The 15,405-nt window shown below is 48.8% G+C and carries 15 protein-coding genes and 1 pseudogene; 10 read left to right on the top strand and 6 right to left on the bottom strand.

Features of this window, described 5'->3' with window-relative positions; all coding sequences use genetic code 11:
• Positions 1 to 238 precede the first annotated feature (238 nt).
• Together H6F93_RS05760 and dcd are read left to right on the top strand one after the other, a co-directional pair.
• Positions 239 to 772, top strand: coding sequence for a P-loop NTPase family protein (locus H6F93_RS05760; RefSeq protein ID WP_190679664.1), 534 nt, complete (start codon positions 239 to 241; stop codon positions 770 to 772).
• A gap of 45 nt (positions 773 to 817) precedes the next feature.
• Entirely contained in the window at positions 818 to 1,414 is a 597-nt protein-coding gene (gene dcd, locus H6F93_RS05765) for a dCTP deaminase (RefSeq protein WP_190679665.1), read from the top strand.
• Here dcd and H6F93_RS05770 read toward each other — a convergent pair.
• The 3 genes from H6F93_RS05770 to hbs all read right to left on the bottom strand — a co-directional run bounded on the left by H6F93_RS05770 (position 1,411) and on the right by hbs (position 4,429).
• Positions 1,411 to 2,838, bottom strand: a complete 1,428-nt coding sequence (locus H6F93_RS05770; protein WP_190679666.1) for a dihydrolipoyl dehydrogenase family protein — start codon at positions 2,836 to 2,838, stop codon at positions 1,411 to 1,413. The two genes, dcd and H6F93_RS05770, sit on opposite strands and share 4 nt — an antisense overlap.
• A 123-nt stretch (positions 2,839 to 2,961) precedes the next feature.
• A complete protein-coding gene (cobD, locus tag H6F93_RS05775) occupies positions 2,962 to 4,098 on the bottom strand; it encodes a threonine-phosphate decarboxylase CobD (protein ID WP_524537902.1) in 1,137 nt (378 codons plus the stop codon).
• Between the two features lie 49 nt (positions 4,099 to 4,147).
• Positions 4,148 to 4,429 (bottom strand): non-specific DNA-binding protein Hbs, encoded by a 282-nt coding sequence (gene hbs / locus H6F93_RS05780; protein ID WP_190646669.1) that lies wholly within the window; start codon positions 4,427 to 4,429, stop codon positions 4,148 to 4,150.
• Positions 4,430 to 4,865: 436 nt separating this feature from the next.
• Between hbs and H6F93_RS05785 the strand changes: the two genes are divergently transcribed.
• Positions 4,866 to 6,068 (top strand): sensor histidine kinase, encoded by a 1,203-nt coding sequence (locus H6F93_RS05785; protein ID WP_190646668.1) that lies wholly within the window; start codon positions 4,866 to 4,868, stop codon positions 6,066 to 6,068.
• A 141-nt stretch (positions 6,069 to 6,209) separates the two neighbouring features.
• Here H6F93_RS05785 and H6F93_RS05790 read toward each other — a convergent pair whose 3' ends face one another.
• A complete protein-coding gene (locus H6F93_RS05790) occupies positions 6,210 to 6,695 on the bottom strand; it encodes an orange carotenoid protein N-terminal domain-containing protein (RefSeq protein ID WP_190646667.1) in 486 nt (161 codons plus the stop codon).
• Between the two features lie 520 nt (positions 6,696 to 7,215).
• On the opposite strand from H6F93_RS05790, the gene H6F93_RS05795 reads away from it, so the two are divergent.
• The 3 genes from H6F93_RS05795 to H6F93_RS05805 all read left to right on the top strand — a co-directional run bounded on the left by H6F93_RS05795 (position 7,216) and on the right by H6F93_RS05805 (position 10,728).
• Entirely contained in the window at positions 7,216 to 7,407 is a 192-nt protein-coding gene (locus H6F93_RS05795; protein ID WP_190679668.1) for a DUF2949 domain-containing protein, read from the top strand.
• 440 nt (positions 7,408 to 7,847) lie between these two features.
• The gene (ftsH4, locus tag H6F93_RS05800; protein WP_190679669.1) at positions 7,848 to 9,728 is read left to right on the top strand and encodes an ATP-dependent zinc metalloprotease FtsH4; all 1,881 of its coding nucleotides are present in this window, start codon (positions 7,848 to 7,850) and stop codon (positions 9,726 to 9,728) included.
• A 148-nt stretch (positions 9,729 to 9,876) separates the two neighbouring features.
• Positions 9,877 to 10,728: a YwqG family protein gene (locus H6F93_RS05805; protein WP_190679670.1), complete on the top strand. Its 852-nt coding sequence runs from the start codon at positions 9,877 to 9,879 to the stop codon at positions 10,726 to 10,728.
• 73 nt (positions 10,729 to 10,801) lie between these two features.
• Here the strand turns inward: H6F93_RS05805 and H6F93_RS05810 are convergent, their stop codons facing one another.
• Positions 10,802 to 11,215 carry an acyl-CoA thioesterase gene (locus H6F93_RS05810; protein ID WP_190646663.1) on the bottom strand — a complete coding sequence of 138 codons (414 nt, stop codon included), beginning with the start codon at positions 11,213 to 11,215 and terminating at the stop codon, positions 10,802 to 10,804.
• An 80-nt stretch (positions 11,216 to 11,295) separates the two neighbouring features.
• Between H6F93_RS05810 and H6F93_RS05815 the strand changes: the two genes are divergently transcribed.
• On the top strand, positions 11,296 to 11,769 hold the full coding sequence (locus tag H6F93_RS05815; protein WP_190679671.1) for a hypothetical protein: 474 nt from the start codon (positions 11,296 to 11,298) through the stop codon (positions 11,767 to 11,769).
• A gap of 31 nt (positions 11,770 to 11,800) precedes the next feature.
• Here the strand turns inward: H6F93_RS05815 and H6F93_RS34550 are convergent, their stop codons facing one another.
• Positions 11,801 to 11,929, bottom strand: a complete 129-nt coding sequence (locus H6F93_RS34550) for a hypothetical protein (RefSeq protein WP_277882827.1) — start codon at positions 11,927 to 11,929, stop codon at positions 11,801 to 11,803.
• A gap of 527 nt (positions 11,930 to 12,456) precedes the next feature.
• Here H6F93_RS34550 and H6F93_RS33865 point away from each other — a divergent pair.
• From H6F93_RS33865 to H6F93_RS05825, 3 genes and pseudogenes are all read left to right on the top strand, one after another.
• Positions 12,457 to 13,470, top strand: a pseudogene (locus H6F93_RS33865) (TIR domain-containing protein); the annotation flags it as partial.
• A gap of 531 nt (positions 13,471 to 14,001) precedes the next feature.
• Positions 14,002 to 15,009, top strand: a complete 1,008-nt coding sequence (locus H6F93_RS33870) for a tetratricopeptide repeat protein (protein ID WP_242043323.1) — start codon at positions 14,002 to 14,004, stop codon at positions 15,007 to 15,009.
• Positions 15,010 to 15,110: 101 nt separating this feature from the next.
• Positions 15,111 to 15,299 (top strand): DUF4926 domain-containing protein, encoded by a 189-nt coding sequence (locus H6F93_RS05825; RefSeq protein WP_190679672.1) that lies wholly within the window; start codon positions 15,111 to 15,113, stop codon positions 15,297 to 15,299.
• The last annotated feature ends 106 nt before the right edge of the window (positions 15,300 to 15,405 follow it).

Below are 15,405 nucleotides of genomic sequence, written 5' to 3' on the forward strand. Positions count from 1 at the left end.
TTGCTTCTCAAACACATTCTAATCACATTCAGCAAGTAGCTCTTGATCAGTTGACGGCTGTACATCTGTAGTGTTTGATAGAGGGAAAAATCAGGGAGATGACGCTACATTTTGTTTTTTCTATCTGGATTTATTCAGGCAAAAGCCGTATGCTTCTGAGTAACGTATCCTTGTACTAATCCAGTACCAACCAACGCTTTACGACCCGTCAAAACCCGATTCGCTAGAGTGATTTCCTATGGTTTCCCAACTCGAAACCCAAGCTACTGGTTCTAATCGCCATTCCTACACCATTGGGGGATTGATTCAAGTTTTTACATCTCCCTACCGCAGTTTCTTCACAAACGTGATGGCGCAAGCATTAGGCATTGCCGGTCAGGGAAGAACTGTCTTGGTAGTGCAGTTTCTCAAAGGCGGCATTGGACAGGGGCATGAGCATCCGGTAAAGCTGGGGCAAAACCTGGACTGGCTGCGCTGTGATTTGCCTCGCTGCATTGACACCGCTGAGATTGAAGACACTGAAATGCTAGCTTTGCTTGACCTTTGGCGCTACACCCAGAGTGTTGTTGCAGAGGGCAAATACTCGCTGGTGGTGCTGGATGAATTAAGTTTGGCGATCAATTTTGGGCTGATTCCAGAAACGGAAGTTTTAGCGTTTTTAGAAAATCGTCCGTGTCATGTAGACGTAATTTTGACTGGGCCAGAAGTGTCTGAATCCATCCGAAATGTGGCTGACCAGATTACCGAGTTAAGGCGAAGCGATCGCCCCTAAGCCCAACTCAAAGTTGCCCTTATTATTCTCTATTCCTAAAAAATCATGATTAAGAATGACACCTGGATTGCTCAGATGGCGGCTCAGGGCATGATTGCCCCATTTGAGCCAAGTCTAATTCGAGGCATCAGTTTAGAATCAACGGCAATGCGTCCGGTGATTAGCTATGGGCTTTCTTCTTACGGTTATGACATCCGCCTGTCCCCGACAGAGTTTCGCATTTTCCGCCACATTCCCGGTACGGTTGTCGATCCCAAGCATTTCAATCCCGATAATTTAGAACCCGCTCGACTGCACAATGATTCCAGTGGTGAGTTTTTTATTCTGCCTGCCCATTCTTACGGGTTAGGAGTGGCGCTAGAACGGCTGCAAATTCCTGACAACATTACGGTCGTTTGCATTGGCAAGAGTACCTATGCGCGCTGTGGCATCATTGCGAACCTAACTCCCGCAGAGGCGGCATGGCGCGGACATTTGACGCTGGAGTTTTCTAATTCCTCTAGTGCGGACTGTCGGATTTATGCGAATGAGGGAATTGTGCAACTCCTGTTTTTGGAGGGAGAACCCTGTGAGGTCAGCTACGAGACGCGTCGGGGTAAGTATCAGGATCAGTCGGAAATGGTGACGCTGGCAAGAGTTTAACGGCGGAAGTTGAACCAGCTTTCTAATAGGTTCTGTTGGAAGGGGTGGCGATCGCCCCACTTCCTTTCCCATTCCATCGCGGTCTGCTGCACGATCTCTGACCAGGTTGGAGAAATTGTCGGCAGGGTTGCTAGCGCTTTAATGTGCAGGTTTTGGCGAATGGCGAGGGCGATCGCCCCGACAATTTCACTTACGTTTGCGCCAATCAGATGTGCGCCTAAAATTCTGCCATTGCGATGCACAATCAGTTTGCAGAAGCCTGTTGTTGCACCACAAATCTGAGCCTTTGCTAACGTTTTGAAAGTCTGTCGCAGCACGATCACGTTCTTATCAAACTGGTCCCCAAACTGTTGAATCACTTGCGCTTCGGTTAGTCCCACTCGTGCCAGTTCGGGGTCAGTGAAGATTGCCCAGGGAATGGTTCGGTAGTCTGTTTTGGTGGAAGGAAAGAAGAGTGCATTTTTGAGGGCGATCACCGCTTCATACTGTCCTAAATGCGGAAACGGGTAACCACCCAACGCTTCACCACAGGCGTAAATGCGGGAATTCGATGTTTGCAGTCTGTTGTTAACTGGAATCCCCTTTGCCGTAAACTTCACCCCAGCAGCTTCTAAGTTAAGTGAATCAAGTTGAGGCTGTTGTCGCGTCGCAACTATGACTTCGTCAGCTTCCAGGGCGCGATCGCCTGCCTGCACCCATTTCTTATCATCCAGTTGCTTTACCTGAGTCACCTGAGTTTGACTGAGAATCTGCACGCCTTCTGACTCCAAATGGGCTTGCATCAGGTGAGCAACCTCAGCGTCTTCGTGGGGCAATAAGGTTTTGACGATCAGTGTCACCTGATAGCCAAACCGCACCAGGGTTTGAGCCAACTCCAGTCCGCTGGGTGTGCCACCCAGAATCACAATATGTGCAGGTGATGGCGGAGGGGTAAGCCAAAAAGTCTCTGGAGTACAGGGTTGGGTGGTATCTAGTCCATCAATATTGGGGATTACAGGACAAGAGGCTGTTGCAATCAGATAGGTGCGCGATCGCAACGATCGCCCATTTACCCCAAACGCTAAGTGTGGACGACGGATAAACTCACCCGTACCTACAATCACATCTACGCCAGAAGCCGCCAGAATGGGAAGCGATCGCTCTCCTTCGTCCTGCACCTCTGTCACCCACTGCGCCCACTGAAGTGAGGCTGACCACTGCACGGGTGCATCAAAATTTCCTCCAGACAGTCCCCACTGTTCAACTTGACGCATCTGCTGAGCAACTTGCCCAACATGGACTAGGGTTTGATGGCGCAGGATTTGATTCCCTAAGAATTCAGGTTCTACTAGGGCGACACGAGCTTTGAGGCGACCTGCAGTTAGGGCAGCATAACGCGCAGCCGCAGTTCCGCCGATGATAACCAGGTTGTAATCAGGAGGCATAGACAAGAGGGAACTGGGGCTAGGGACTAGGGTTTCCCAAGTAAGTTGGGTTGAGGGTACGAAACCCAAAGATATAAGTCAACAATAGAAGGTTGTGTTGGGTTCCGCTTTGCTTCACCCAACCTACTTCAGCGCTTCTAACAGTTGTTGGTTTTCGGGCAAAGTGCGGACGGCGACGCGGAAGTAGCGATCGCCCAACTCGGGGAAACTCATACAGTCTCGAATCAGGATACGGCTTTGCTTTAACAGTTGTTGCTGAAGCTGCATGACGGAATGGTCGGATTGCACCAGTAAATAATTTGCTGCACCTGCAAGCGGAGACAAACCAGCCAGGTCTGAAAGCCCTTGAAAGAGCTGCGATCGCGCTTCTGCCAACCAGTCCCAGGTTTGCTGCTGAAAGGTAGTATCTTGCAGAACGGCAACTGCTGCTGCCGCCGCTAGGGTGTTAACTGACCAGGGATCGCGCCACTGTTGCCAGCGCTGGAGGCGATCGGGGTGGGCGATCGCATAACCAATTCGCAGTCCTGGCAAGCTGTAAAACTTAGTGAGCGATCGCAAAATGACCAGATTAGGATAATCTGACACCCATTCGATCAGGCTTTGCTGCTGGTCAGGTGGCAGAAAATCCATGAATGCTTCGTCCACAACCACTAGCGCAAACTGTTCTAAATAAGGCAAAATCTCTTTGCTTGAAAATAGCCAACCTGTTGGATTGTGTGGATTGTTTAACAGCAGACCTATTTGGGCTGGCTGAGAGGGCAAATTTGACAAAATTTGAGGTAAAACTTGAGGCTGAAATGACGAAACGACCTTTGCAGAAGCTTCTACGGAAACTTCTACAAAGGTCGTTGCTGATGAGGTATCCAGGTTTAGTGGACAGCGAACAATTTTCGTATTAAAGGCTTTAAGCGATCGGAGGTAATCTCCAAACGCTGGAGTGAGGAGGTAGGTTGCATCCAGTTCTGCTAGCTCGCGGCTTGCCCAGGTGAGCAACTCCGCAGAGCCATTTCCCGGCAAAATCCAATCAGGCGACAGGCGATGAAACTGACTCAACGCCTGTCGCAACTCTTGATAATTGGGGTCGGGATAGTTTCGCAGATCGCCTAAATGATTATGTATGGCGGCGATCGCTGAGTGAGGAGGTCCCAGCGGATTAATACTTGCAGAAAAATCGAGAATCATAGAGGGGGAACAACCTGCCAGCGATGCTGCCCAAGTTAAATTTCCCCCATGTCGAGGTCGCACTGAAGATACCTGCACGGATATTTTTGCACGGACATGGTTGCGAGAAGCCCTCGCAGGAACGGTTCTATTTTGGGGGAGCGACCTTCTCTTTAAACAGCTTGCCAGCAGAAAAAGCAGGCACTTTCGTCGCTGGAATTTCCATCGCCTCGCCTGTTTTGGGATTGCGACCCTCACGGGCTTTGCGTTCACGTGGTTCAAATGAACCAAAACCAACCAGCGTTACCTTTTCACCCTTAGAAACCGCTTCCATGATGGAATCGATGGCAGCAGTCAAAACGGCATCGGCTTGTTTTTTGGTTACATTGGCTTTTTCAGCCACGGAATCAACTAATTCGCCCTTGTTCATGGGAATCTCCTTGGAGCTATGAGCTGAGTAGATAAGGTATTCCAGAACTCAAATTGAGATCTGAGAGTAGAAAATCGAGTGGAAAGTTGAGGCAAAACCGCTGAAACTCCCGCAGACTCGAATTTTCAATGCTTTATTCTAAGGTCAAGTTGAGCGATATGGAACGGTAAAACCTTTAATTTATATAGATTTGGGCACTTTTTAAGCAATTTCATCCAAAAAATTAGAAACTTAAGGGTAATTAATGAGCTTAAATGAGTCAATTTACTCATTGCAGAGGTGATTAGTTATTCATTTCGGATTAGCAATTCTCCATAGATGACAAATAGTAAACCTGCACAATAAGCACCCTCAACTCGTAAATTTCACACCCTAGACGGTAGTTTAATTTGACGATCTGCACTAACAGTTAAAGGGTTACTTGATATTTAACCCAATGACAGATTTCGGCAAACTGCTCAGCCCAAAAATTGATGGCATTGTAGAGGACTGGATCAAAGCGGTCTATCAGGATGAGCAGATTGAAACAACCCGTGAGCTAACTCATAAGGCAGTGCGAGATAGTCTTCCTAGAGTGCTAGAAGCAATGGCAACGATGCTATCTCAGTCTGAGGTGAGTGATGTACAAACGCTGGTTGACGCGAGTCTAGAACACGGGGTAGTGAGGGCAGAGCAAGGATTTGAGCCGTCAGAAATTGCGCGAGAATATCGGCTTTTGCGATCGATTCTATTCTCAGCGCTAGAAACAGATTTGTTGCAAGGTTCACCTAGAGAGATGCTGCGGGCTGTGCGGCTGATTGATATGGTGATTGATGAGGCGATCGCCCGCTGCTTTGATAGCTACACGCAAGGACGACTGCAAGAATTAGAGCAGTTGCAAAATGAGCTTCGGTTAACCAATCAGGAACTGACGCGACTGGTTCGAGCTAGCAAAACGAACTTGTCTCATCTTGCCCACGAGCTAAAAACTCCTCTGACTTCAATCATCGGCTACTCTGATTTGTTTCTGCGTCAACATCGCCAGAACCCTGGATTGCGAGATGCGGTTCCTAATCTAGAAAGTATTGAGCGTGTCCTTACGGGAGGACGGCAGCTTTTGCGTCTGATTAATGATGCGTTAGAAATTTCGCGCTACGAAGCTGGACAAATGCAGCTTCAGGTGACTGAGATTGAAGTTCGGCCTTTAATTCGGTCGGTGGTGGAAATGGTTGAAACCCTGGCTAACGCCAAAAACTTACAGCTACAAGTGGACTGCGATCGCGCTCCCACCCAAGTAGTAACCGATCCACTAAGGCTTCAGCAAATTACCACTAATTTATTGAGTAACGCCATTCGCTACACCGACGCGAAGGGATCGGTGCAGTTAACTTGTGAGATGGTTTCAGACCAGATGTGGGCGATCGCCATTACAGACAGCGGCATTGGGATTAGCCCCGAAGACCAAAAGCGAATTTTCGAGCCCTATTTTCAGGGCAGCTTGGGCGATCGGGAAAAGGTTCCAGATAGTACTGGGTTAGGACTGGCGATCGTTTCCCGATTGGTCAAACTGTTGTCCGGTCAACTTGAAGTTGTCTCTCAGCCAGATGTTGGCTCTACCTTTACCGTTAAATTTCCTTTAGAGTTGCCTCTTAAGAATTGAGGCGATCGCCTATATAAAAAGGGCGATCGCCTCAAAAACGGGATGGACGAAGGGCAATTATCTTTGCCCGTTACAGGAGTTTAGTGAGATTAGATGGGTAAAGCAAAGGGGTGCTTACCCTACTGCTAGCGCACCTTTCTCTTAGATTTGGGTGCTTTGGGGTGAACCACTACCCATTGGCAATACAACACTCTTCGCAAAGGTAATCTTGTCCTCCAGGCTGAGCGGCTTCAGTTGCTCCAGGAAGCCTTGCGCCTGTTCGGGTAGGTTGTAGTCAGAAGGCACTTGAATAACAGAACCTTCATCCATGCTTTGTGCCAGCGCATACCAGAAAAACAGCTTGGTGCTGGAATCTAGAGCACCATATTGGTGGCTGTATTCAGTATCTTTGCGAGAAGCAATGTCTCGCTGAATTTGAAGCTGTTCTTCCTTAGGAGCTTGCTTAATCTGATTGACCCAGCTTCCGGCAATCGGAGAACCGGTCGAGTTGTCGTTTGGCTCTGGCGAAATCTGGTTGCCAATGTCCTTGTAAAGATACCAGAGAAGGGCAAGCTGCTCGTCTATATTAAACTGCTGGAATGCTTGCACAGCTTCCTTTTGGTTGTTCTTGATGTTGGTAAATGTCATAAAAGGGTTACTCAAATTCGTCAAATTCGTCAAATTCGTCATAGGTGTCTTCACCTGAACAACAACGTAACGAGATTTTAAGGATGGTTAACTCTCCTATGGGCATAGATGGTGAAGTGACCAAAGTTTGAGATTAGTTTAGCTTTGTAGCAGTTTTGTAAGCCTTGACGCAAAGAAGATGGAATTTAAATCTGCTGCTATATAGTGATGTACACTACCGAACTTAAGAGCAAAACGAGTTTCGGCTCAGTTTAACTTCTCATTTAATTCTCATTCTTAAGAAAGACGCTTTGACTATAGTCTTGGCATTGAATAGGGAAACTATTTTGCTGGCATTGCTCTAACTAGATAGCCGTTTGCCCTGTAACTGCCAGTAATCAGCGATCGCCCCTGGACTAAAGTCAGATTCCAAATTCTTCAGCCTTGCCGCTATAATCCTGAGAATACAAGCTGAGAAGCGTTCACATAAATTAATAAACTTTGTTACATTTCTTTTATACAAAAGGACGATTAACAAGCGATGGACTCATCACATCAGACTCGGCTCATCAATTTTCTGCGTGAAGACCTGGCAGTTCCTGCTGATGCAATCGCTGTAGGCTTGCGTCACCACGACCAGGGCGTGAGTTTCTTGCCGATGGTGTTGTGGCAGTACGGGCTGATCACCCTGGAACAGCTGGATAAGATCTTTGACTGGATGGAGACGGCTTAATTCTTGAGCGGCGCACTCTAAGGAAATCGTCAATCACCTCACCTCACATATTGCTTCTGAGGGCAACCCTTTGGTCACAGTCCTGTAAGAATGCGTTGGAACTCGTCCTAGAAGTATCCTTCGTAGCAATCGCAGCAAAGCTTACATACGCAGAATTGAAGATTGGAACTTGCGAAGGTGGGTTTTGTTCGGGTAGTGGTTTTTATCGCCACTCACCTAATCGTGCGTGCGGTGCATTCTGACAAAATGTATCTTCCGGCTTAGAACCTGGATAGCCGGAAATCCGCCCATACGCGTCTAGCCTGCTGCCTAGGCATTCATCTTAGAATGATTGAGTTATGTGAAGTTAGGTGTGATGCAAGTGTTAGAAAACTTGCGATCGCCTTCTTTCCATCCAAGCTCTTTAAGAAAAGAGCATAAAAAGGAGCAACTAGATTTATATGCCCATTAAAAAAGACCAATCTCAGCCTCCTCGTTCTCGCCAAATTGGCAACATTCTCCTGCTGCTGTCAGGGGTATTTTTGCTGGTCAACATCTTTTTCCCTAGCTTGTTTGGCCCGCGCGTTCCCCAAGTACCCTACAGCCTATTCATTCATCAGGTGCAGGATCAGGAAGTTGCTCGCGCTTCGGTGGGGCAAAATGAGATTCGCTATCAGCTGAAAACAGATGCTGATCAGCCCGGACAGGTGTTGTCTACCACACCCATTTTTGACCTAGAGTTGCCTAAGCTGTTAGAGGCAAAAGGCGTTGAATTTGCCGCTACGCCACCCCCTCGAAACAGTTGGTTTACCAGCATTTTAGGTTGGGTAATTCCGCCGCTGATTTTTGTAGGAATCTGGCAATTCTTTCTCAACCGAGGCGGCGGTGGCCCGCAGGGTGCACTCTCGATTGGTAAGAGTAAAGCAAAAGTATATGTAGAAGGTGAGTCTGACAAGATCACGTTTGCGGATGTGGCAGGCGTTGAGGAAGCAAAAACCGAACTGGTTGAAATCGTTGACTTCCTTAAAACACCCAAGCGCTACACCCAAATCGGAGCCCGCATTCCCAAAGGCGTGCTACTCGTTGGACCTCCTGGTACAGGTAAGACGCTGTTAGCCAAAGCGGTTGCCGGAGAGGCAGGCGTTCCTTTCTTCAGTATCTCTGGTTCTGAGTTCGTGGAACTGTTTGTTGGGGTAGGTTCTTCACGGGTGCGTGACCTGTTTGAGCAGGCGAAAAAGCAAGCTCCTTGCATCGTGTTTATTGATGAGTTGGATGCGATTGGTAAGTCTCGTAACTCAGGTGGTTTTTATGGCGGCAATGATGAGCGAGAGCAAACGCTCAACCAGTTGTTGACCGAGATGGATGGCTTTGCGGCAGGCGATGCAACGGTGATCGTGCTAGCAGCTACCAACCGCCCCGAAACGCTTGACCCAGCGCTGCTCCGTCCCGGACGGTTTGACCGCCAAGTATTAGTTGATCGCCCCGACCTATCAGGACGGCAAGAAATTCTCAACATCCATTCTCAAAAAGTGAAATTGGGACCGGATATTGATTTGAAAGCGATCGCCACTCGTACTCCCGGTTTTGCTGGAGCCGACCTAGCCAACTTGGTAAACGAAGCGGCTCTACTAGCAGCCCGTCGCGGCAGTGAAACCGTCGCCCAGGAAGACTTTGCCGAGGCGATCGAGCGAGTTGTTGCGGGTCTGGAGAAAAAGAGCCGCGTGCTCAACGAAAAAGAGAAAAAGATTGTGGCTTATCACGAAGTCGGTCACGCTCTCGTTGGCGCACTGATGCCCGGAAGTGGTCGCGTCGAAAAGATCTCGATCATCCCACGCGGTATGGCTGCTCTGGGTTACACCTTGCAACTACCCACTGAAGATCGCTTCTTAATGGACGAGGCAGAACTGCGCGGGCAGATTGCTACGATGCTGGGTGGACGTTCTGCTGAGGAAGTCATCTTTGGCAGCATTACTACTGGCGCATCCAATGACCTGCAACGCGCCACTGACCTGGCAGAGCGGATGGTGATGACCTACGGCATGAGTAAGGTGTTAGGGCCACTTGCCTATGAGCGTCAGCAGGGAATGTTTTTGGATAACGGTGCGCCGAATCCTCGTCGCGCAATGAGTGAGCAAACCGCCGAAGCGATTGACCGTGAGGTGAAGGAAATTGTAGAAAACGCTCACCAGCACGCACTCGATGTCCTAAACCAGAATCGGGAACTGTTGGAGGCGATCACCGCCAAGCTGCTCGACACGGAAGTGATTGAGGGTACGGAGCTACATGAATTGCTAGCTCAGGTGAAGTCACCGACTCCAATTCAAGAAGCGATTCACGTGTAGGGCTAAAGTACACAAAACATAGGGTAAAAGGGGGCACGTGTGCCCCCTTTTTTATTGATGTATGAGAGGTTGTGTTGCAAAAACAGGTCAATGGTAAGGTGAGAAAGCCTAAACCCCTGCCCTTACCTTTTCTATCAACGTGTAAGCCATGATCGACCGTGAGCAAATATGGCAAAAACTCGTTGATGCTGGACTTGCCCGTGTTGCTGGTGATATCGCCCGACTCGCTCGTCCCTGCATCAGGTTTCGTACTACGCCGAGTGACGATGATGAAATCCCTGTTGGCGCATCGAAGTTTGGTGGGCTTCCCGACGTGCCGAAAGACTTTTTGTGGCCCGAATGGGACAATCAACCGCTCTCATTTCTGGGGCAAATCAACCTTGCTGCGATCGCAAAGAATTCCATTGTGTCCCCGCTTCCCTCAAGCGGTCTGCTATCTTTCTTTTACGATTGTGAGCAAAGGACGTGGGGTTTTAACTTGAAGGATAAAGGCAGTTGGCGCGTTTATCTCTTCCCGAATCAATTGCTACATCGAGCTTCTTACCCAGCATCGATTCCTGATTATGCTCGATACAAGCCGTGCAAGATCTCTACTGACAACGGACTAACATTCCCTGGATGGGAAACGTTATACATTAAACCTTTAAATCTCACTGATGAGGAGCACGAATTATATTGGGCTTTTGGCTCCACTGAGGGCGTGCAGGACTACGGGCATCAACTTCTCGGTCATCCACAGGAAGTTCAAGGCGAAATGCAACTCGAATGCCAGTTGGCTTCTAATGGAGTTGATCTGGGTAATCCAGAGTGGCATCAAAACCCCTGCGTTCCTGAACTAGAATCTAAAGCATCGCAATGGACACTGCTATTTCAATTTGATAGTGATGATGATCCTGGTTGGATGTGGGGATCTGTAGGGTGTTTGTACTTCTGGATTACAGAATCGGATTTAGCGTCCCAGTGGTTCGAGAACGTTTGGATGGTTCTTCAGTGTACCTGAGATTTAAGTAGATGAGCGATGCGTTAGCGGTAGCGTAACGCATCCTACGGAGCCTGTATAAGATAAGGCTTTTTTATTGCTCTATGAGATAAGGCAAAAACAAAGCTCGTTCTTCTGGCTGAAGCCTTCTGGGTCGCATGGTTTGGCGATCGACAAATAATCCTTTTTGCTGTCCTTCAGCCGCTAATGTTTGGTGTTGATTAAAGAAATGAATCTGCATCACCGCAGAAGCATTTCGCAGTTCAGAAAGCCACAGCTCAACGTGGACGCGATCGCCTAATAGCAATGGTGACTTATAGGTAATATTTGTCTGCACCAACACTGGTGCAAATCCTTGCTGAAAGATGGTGTGAAGGGGCATTCCGATCGCTTCTAGCAGCTTTGTTCGCCCAATTTCCATCCACTGGGTGTAAACCGTGTTGTTCACATGACCTAAAAAATCAATGTGAAAGGAGTACACGTCTAGCTCAAAGGTAATTTTCTGCATTGAACGAAGCGCTGTATTGGGTAGTACGGAATGAATTTGGGCAGACTGAAGTTCGTAAACCTAGCCAGGGGAATCTATCTATGGCAACAAACCAAATTAGCGCAACGTTGACTCAAGCCGACCGGGATGCCGCATTAGCAGCGATTACCACTTTAAAGGAGAAGCTGCCGTTTTTGGTTGATTTGACAGTGGAGGAGCGTAAAGCTCTCCCCAAGATGGGCGATAAGAGCCGAGCGTTTGTCAGCAAGGCATTGGAGGTCGCAACCCAGAATCCAGACTTTTTGCCCAGGTCATTTAACCTGGAGGAGATGCGAAAAGATGTGCAGCTGTTTGAGGCGATGTATGCGATTGTGATGGCAGTAACGCAGCTCCAGGAATTGCTGGATGATACGTATACAACGGTGGGCAGTGAAGCCTATTCAGCCGCATTGCAGGTGTATAACTACGCCAAAGCCAGTGTGCAGGGGGCAGGGCTAGAGACAGTAGTGGATGAAATGGGACAACGCTTTGCCCGCAAAGCAAAAAAGACCAAGCCGCAATCTACAAGCGTGTGATAAAAAGTTTGAGTGTCGCGTAGGAGCGGGCTTACGGATATCTTTGTAGAGTTGGCGATCGCCCCTCTAAACCTGCTCGTACAGTCTGAAAGTTATCCAATTCAACACTGATCAGGAACGTTCCTACCGCAAATAGGAACGTTTTTGTTTTAAGAGCCATTCATCTCGTTTGAAGTGAGACGATTCTCGTTTGAAACAGGAACATTCTCATTTGAAACAGCAATCATCTTGTTTCAAATGAGAATGGTTCAACTTAAAGTCGGAACGTTCCTGTTTCAAATAAGACTGTTCCTGCTTGAAGTGAAAATGATCGCACTTAAAACAGAACTGATGCGGTTGGAAGGGAGATCTATTGCAATCCGTCTTGGTTGAGAGTGCTGTAAAACCAACTTAAACAGCACCGTAGGTTGGGTGAAGCAGAGCGCAACCCAACGCTTGATTAGGGCTTGTTGAGTTACGCGTTCGCTTCACCTAACCTACTAACCCGCAAAGGCAAATGCTGGAGTCTTTCGCACAAATACCAAAGATTAGCGGAAAAAGTTACTTTGCCAGAGTAGAAAAGAGATAGCAACCCGCCCATTTGCATATTTTTTTGCCAAAAATTCAAGTTTTTGCAGAAGCAGCTTGATGCTAGAGATCAACAAGATCCTGCCTCACCCCAGACCTTAATCCCTCTGTGCCTGCCCCATGAAGGATTTTTTTGTTAGCTATAACCGTCACGATCGCGCCTGGGCAGAATGGATTGCCTGGATGCTAGAGGAAGCAGGATATTCGACGGTGATTCAGGCATAGGATTTTCGCGCAGGCGGAAACTTTGTGCTGGATATGCAAAAGGCAGCATCGGAGGCAGAACGCACGATCGCTGTCCTATCAGAAACTTACTTGAATTCGGCGTTTACAGCACCGGAATGGGCAGCAGCATTTGTTCAAGACCCAACGGGCGAGAAGGGATTGCTGATTCCGGTGCGGGTAAAGGAATGTCAGTTGTCGGGATTATTACGTCCTATTGTTTATATCGATCTGGTGGATGTGGCAGAGGCAGAGGCGCAGAATGTGTTGCTGCGATCGCTCTCTCAAGACCGCGCCAAGCCCGATCAAAAGCCGCGTTTCCCAGGGAGTGCGGCATCAGGGGGCGATTCCTTCGGAACTGCTTCGCACCGCCCAAAACCTGTGTTTCCGCCTAACATTCCGTCTAACCTACCGATAGCAAGCACCATCTTTATCGGTCGGGACGACGAGCTAGAGCGGTTGCACGCTCAAATGCAAACGAAAGCGTTAACCGCCATTTCTGCTGTCTCCGGCATGGGTGGGATTGGCAAGACCGAACTCGCCACCCAATATGCCTTGCAACAGCGAGACAGGGGTACCTATCCCGGTGGAATTTGCTGGCTGAGGGCACGGGAAGACCTGAGTACCCAGATTGTGCTGTTTGCGCGATCGCAGTTGGGGCTAACGATTTCAGAAGATCTGAAATTAGCAGAACAGGTGTCACACTGTTGGCGCAACTGGCACCCCGGAGAGACGCTGATTGTGTTTGATGACGTGCAGCAGTATGGGGATATTGCCTCTGTGCTGCCGCCTCAGCGATCGCAGTTTCGAGTCTTGGTGACGACGCGGTTAAAGCTGCAATCGCCCGTACAAAACTTTGAGATCAAGGTGTTGTCAGAGCAGAAGGCGATCGAGTTGCTGCGGGCATTTGCTACTCAGGGTAAGGAAGGCAGAGATCCCCGTTTTCCTGAAGCGATTGCAGATCTAGAAAAGCAGCTTTGTCAGTGGTTGGGCTATTTGCCGCTGGGCTTAGAGCTAGTCGGGCGCTATCTGGCGCGAAAACCCGACACATCATTGGAAACCTTATGGCAACGCTTGCAGGATAAACGGCTGGAGGCGAAGGCACTGAAAGATACTGCCCCAGAAATGACCGCATCTCTAGGTGTAACCGCTGCCTTTGAGTTGAGTTGGGAGGTTTTGGACGAGCCAGCCCGACGGTTAGCCAAGTTACTGAGTCTATTTGCCCTGGCAGAAATTCCCTGGACGTTAGTAGAAGCGTGTTACCCGGAGGAAGATGCCGAGGACGTGGAAGATTGGCGGGATGGGTCGCTGCTCAACCTGCATCTGCTGGAGCGAATCGGGCAGGGCACCTACCAGCTACACCAACTGCTGCGCGAGTTTTTTGCGGCAAAGCGAGAGCAGCGGACAGAGGCAGACGAGATGAAACAAACCTTTTGTCGCGTCATGGTAACAGTGGGGCAACAGATTCCACCAATCTCCACCCTCACGATCATTGAGCAAGCCACGCCTGCCATTCCCCACTTAAAAGAAGCCGCCACCACTCTAGCGTTCTGGCTGACAGATGAAGATTTGATTGAACTTGCTACTCGACTTGCCCTGTTTTACAAAGGACAGTCAGCCTACGCCAAAGCGTTGTGCTGGCATCAATCCGCTTTGACCGCTGCAGAAACTCGCTTAGGTACAACTCATCCGTACACAGTGGCCAATTTGAACAATTTGGCAGAACTCTATCGTGCTCAAGGACGCTATGAGGAGGCAGAACCGCTGTATCTCAGAGCCTTAGTCATCGGCGAACAGCAATTAGGGGCAGACCATCCTACTGTGGCAACCGCTCTAAGCAATCTGGCAAATCTCTATTATGCTCAGGGACGCTACAAGGAGGCAGAACCGCTCTACCACAGAGCCTTAGCCATTGGTGAACAGCAATTAGGGGTAGATCATCCCACTGTGGCAACCACTCTGGGTAATCTGGCAAATCTCTATTATGCTCAGGGACGCTACAAGGAGGCAGAACCGCTCTACCACAGAGCCTTAGCCATTGGTGAACAGCAATTAGGGGTAGATCATCCCACTGTGGCAACTTGGCTTAATAATCTGGCAGAACTTTACAGTGTTCAGGGACGATACGCAGAGGCAGAATCGCTCCTTCTATGGGCATTGGAAATCTCGGAAGCGCAGTTGGGAGCCAACCATCCCGATGTCGCAACCAGACTCAACAATCTGGCAGGACTCTACGACTCGCAGGGACGATACGCGGAGGCAGAACCGATCTTTCTGCGGGCGCTGGCAATTCTATTCAATTCTTTAGGAACCGACCATCCCAACAGTCAACAGGTCTGGCAAAACTTCCTGACTTTCCTGTCCCAAGTGATTCAGGCAGGGCAAACCGCGCAACTCTCCGACCATCCGCTGACTCAAGACCTGCTGCGACAGATGCAAGTGGGTTGGTGAGACGATGAAGTTAGCGATTTGTTGTGATCTATTGCAATCGAAGGAATGAAATTACCAAATGGCGATCGCGCGATCGTTCCGTTGGAGAAACTGCTTGATTAATGCTAAAGCTTTTTGACCCAATTGCAACCCTAAATTCTATTCCTGCTAATCGACTCACTCTATTAGAGCGTGAGTATCAGAGCATTCAGAGTCTACCTGCTGGGCAAGTCGGTACCATTGTCGAAATTTACGAAACCGAAGACCCCAGTTATCTCATTGAGTTTGCGGATTTACAGGGGCATCAATAGACCTCTTGCATGAATCAAGAGAAGAGCTGAAAGTAGATTAGCCCTACTGAAATGAATGACTCATGCTCTACCAGCAAATCCAAACCCTGAACCCAGTTGTTTTTCG

The organism is Leptolyngbya sp. FACHB-671 (assembly GCF_014695745.1).
Classification (GTDB): domain Bacteria; phylum Cyanobacteriota; class Cyanobacteriia; order Elainellales; family Elainellaceae; genus JAAUTN01.

Coding starts and splice junctions, on each gene's coding strand:
- H6F93_RS05825 (WP_190679672.1), top strand. CDS start 15,111: ATGCTAAAGCTTTTTGACCCAATTGCAACCCTAAATTCTATTCCTGCT.
- H6F93_RS33870 (WP_242043323.1), top strand. CDS start 14,002: ATGGTAACAGTGGGGCAACAGATTCCACCAATCTCCACCCTCACGATC.
- H6F93_RS34550 (WP_277882827.1), bottom strand. CDS start 11,929: ATGGCTCTTAAAACAAAAACGTTCCTATTTGCGGTAGGAACGTTCCTG.
- ftsH4 (WP_190679669.1), top strand. CDS start 7,848: ATGCCCATTAAAAAAGACCAATCTCAGCCTCCTCGTTCTCGCCAAATT.
- H6F93_RS05795 (WP_190679668.1), top strand. CDS start 7,216: ATGGACTCATCACATCAGACTCGGCTCATCAATTTTCTGCGTGAAGAC.
- H6F93_RS05790 (WP_190646667.1), bottom strand. CDS start 6,695: ATGACATTTACCAACATCAAGAACAACCAAAAGGAAGCTGTGCAAGCA.
- dcd (WP_190679665.1), top strand. CDS start 818: ATGATTAAGAATGACACCTGGATTGCTCAGATGGCGGCTCAGGGCATG.
- H6F93_RS05810 (WP_190646663.1), bottom strand. CDS start 11,215: ATGCAGAAAATTACCTTTGAGCTAGACGTGTACTCCTTTCACATTGAT.
- H6F93_RS05760 (WP_190679664.1), top strand. CDS start 239: ATGGTTTCCCAACTCGAAACCCAAGCTACTGGTTCTAATCGCCATTCC.
- hbs (WP_190646669.1), bottom strand. CDS start 4,429: ATGAACAAGGGCGAATTAGTTGATTCCGTGGCTGAAAAAGCCAATGTA.
- H6F93_RS05770 (WP_190679666.1), bottom strand. CDS start 2,838: ATGCCTCCTGATTACAACCTGGTTATCATCGGCGGAACTGCGGCTGCG.
- H6F93_RS05815 (WP_190679671.1), top strand. CDS start 11,296: ATGGCAACAAACCAAATTAGCGCAACGTTGACTCAAGCCGACCGGGAT.
- H6F93_RS05785 (WP_190646668.1), top strand. CDS start 4,866: ATGACAGATTTCGGCAAACTGCTCAGCCCAAAAATTGATGGCATTGTA.
- H6F93_RS05805 (WP_190679670.1), top strand. CDS start 9,877: ATGATCGACCGTGAGCAAATATGGCAAAAACTCGTTGATGCTGGACTT.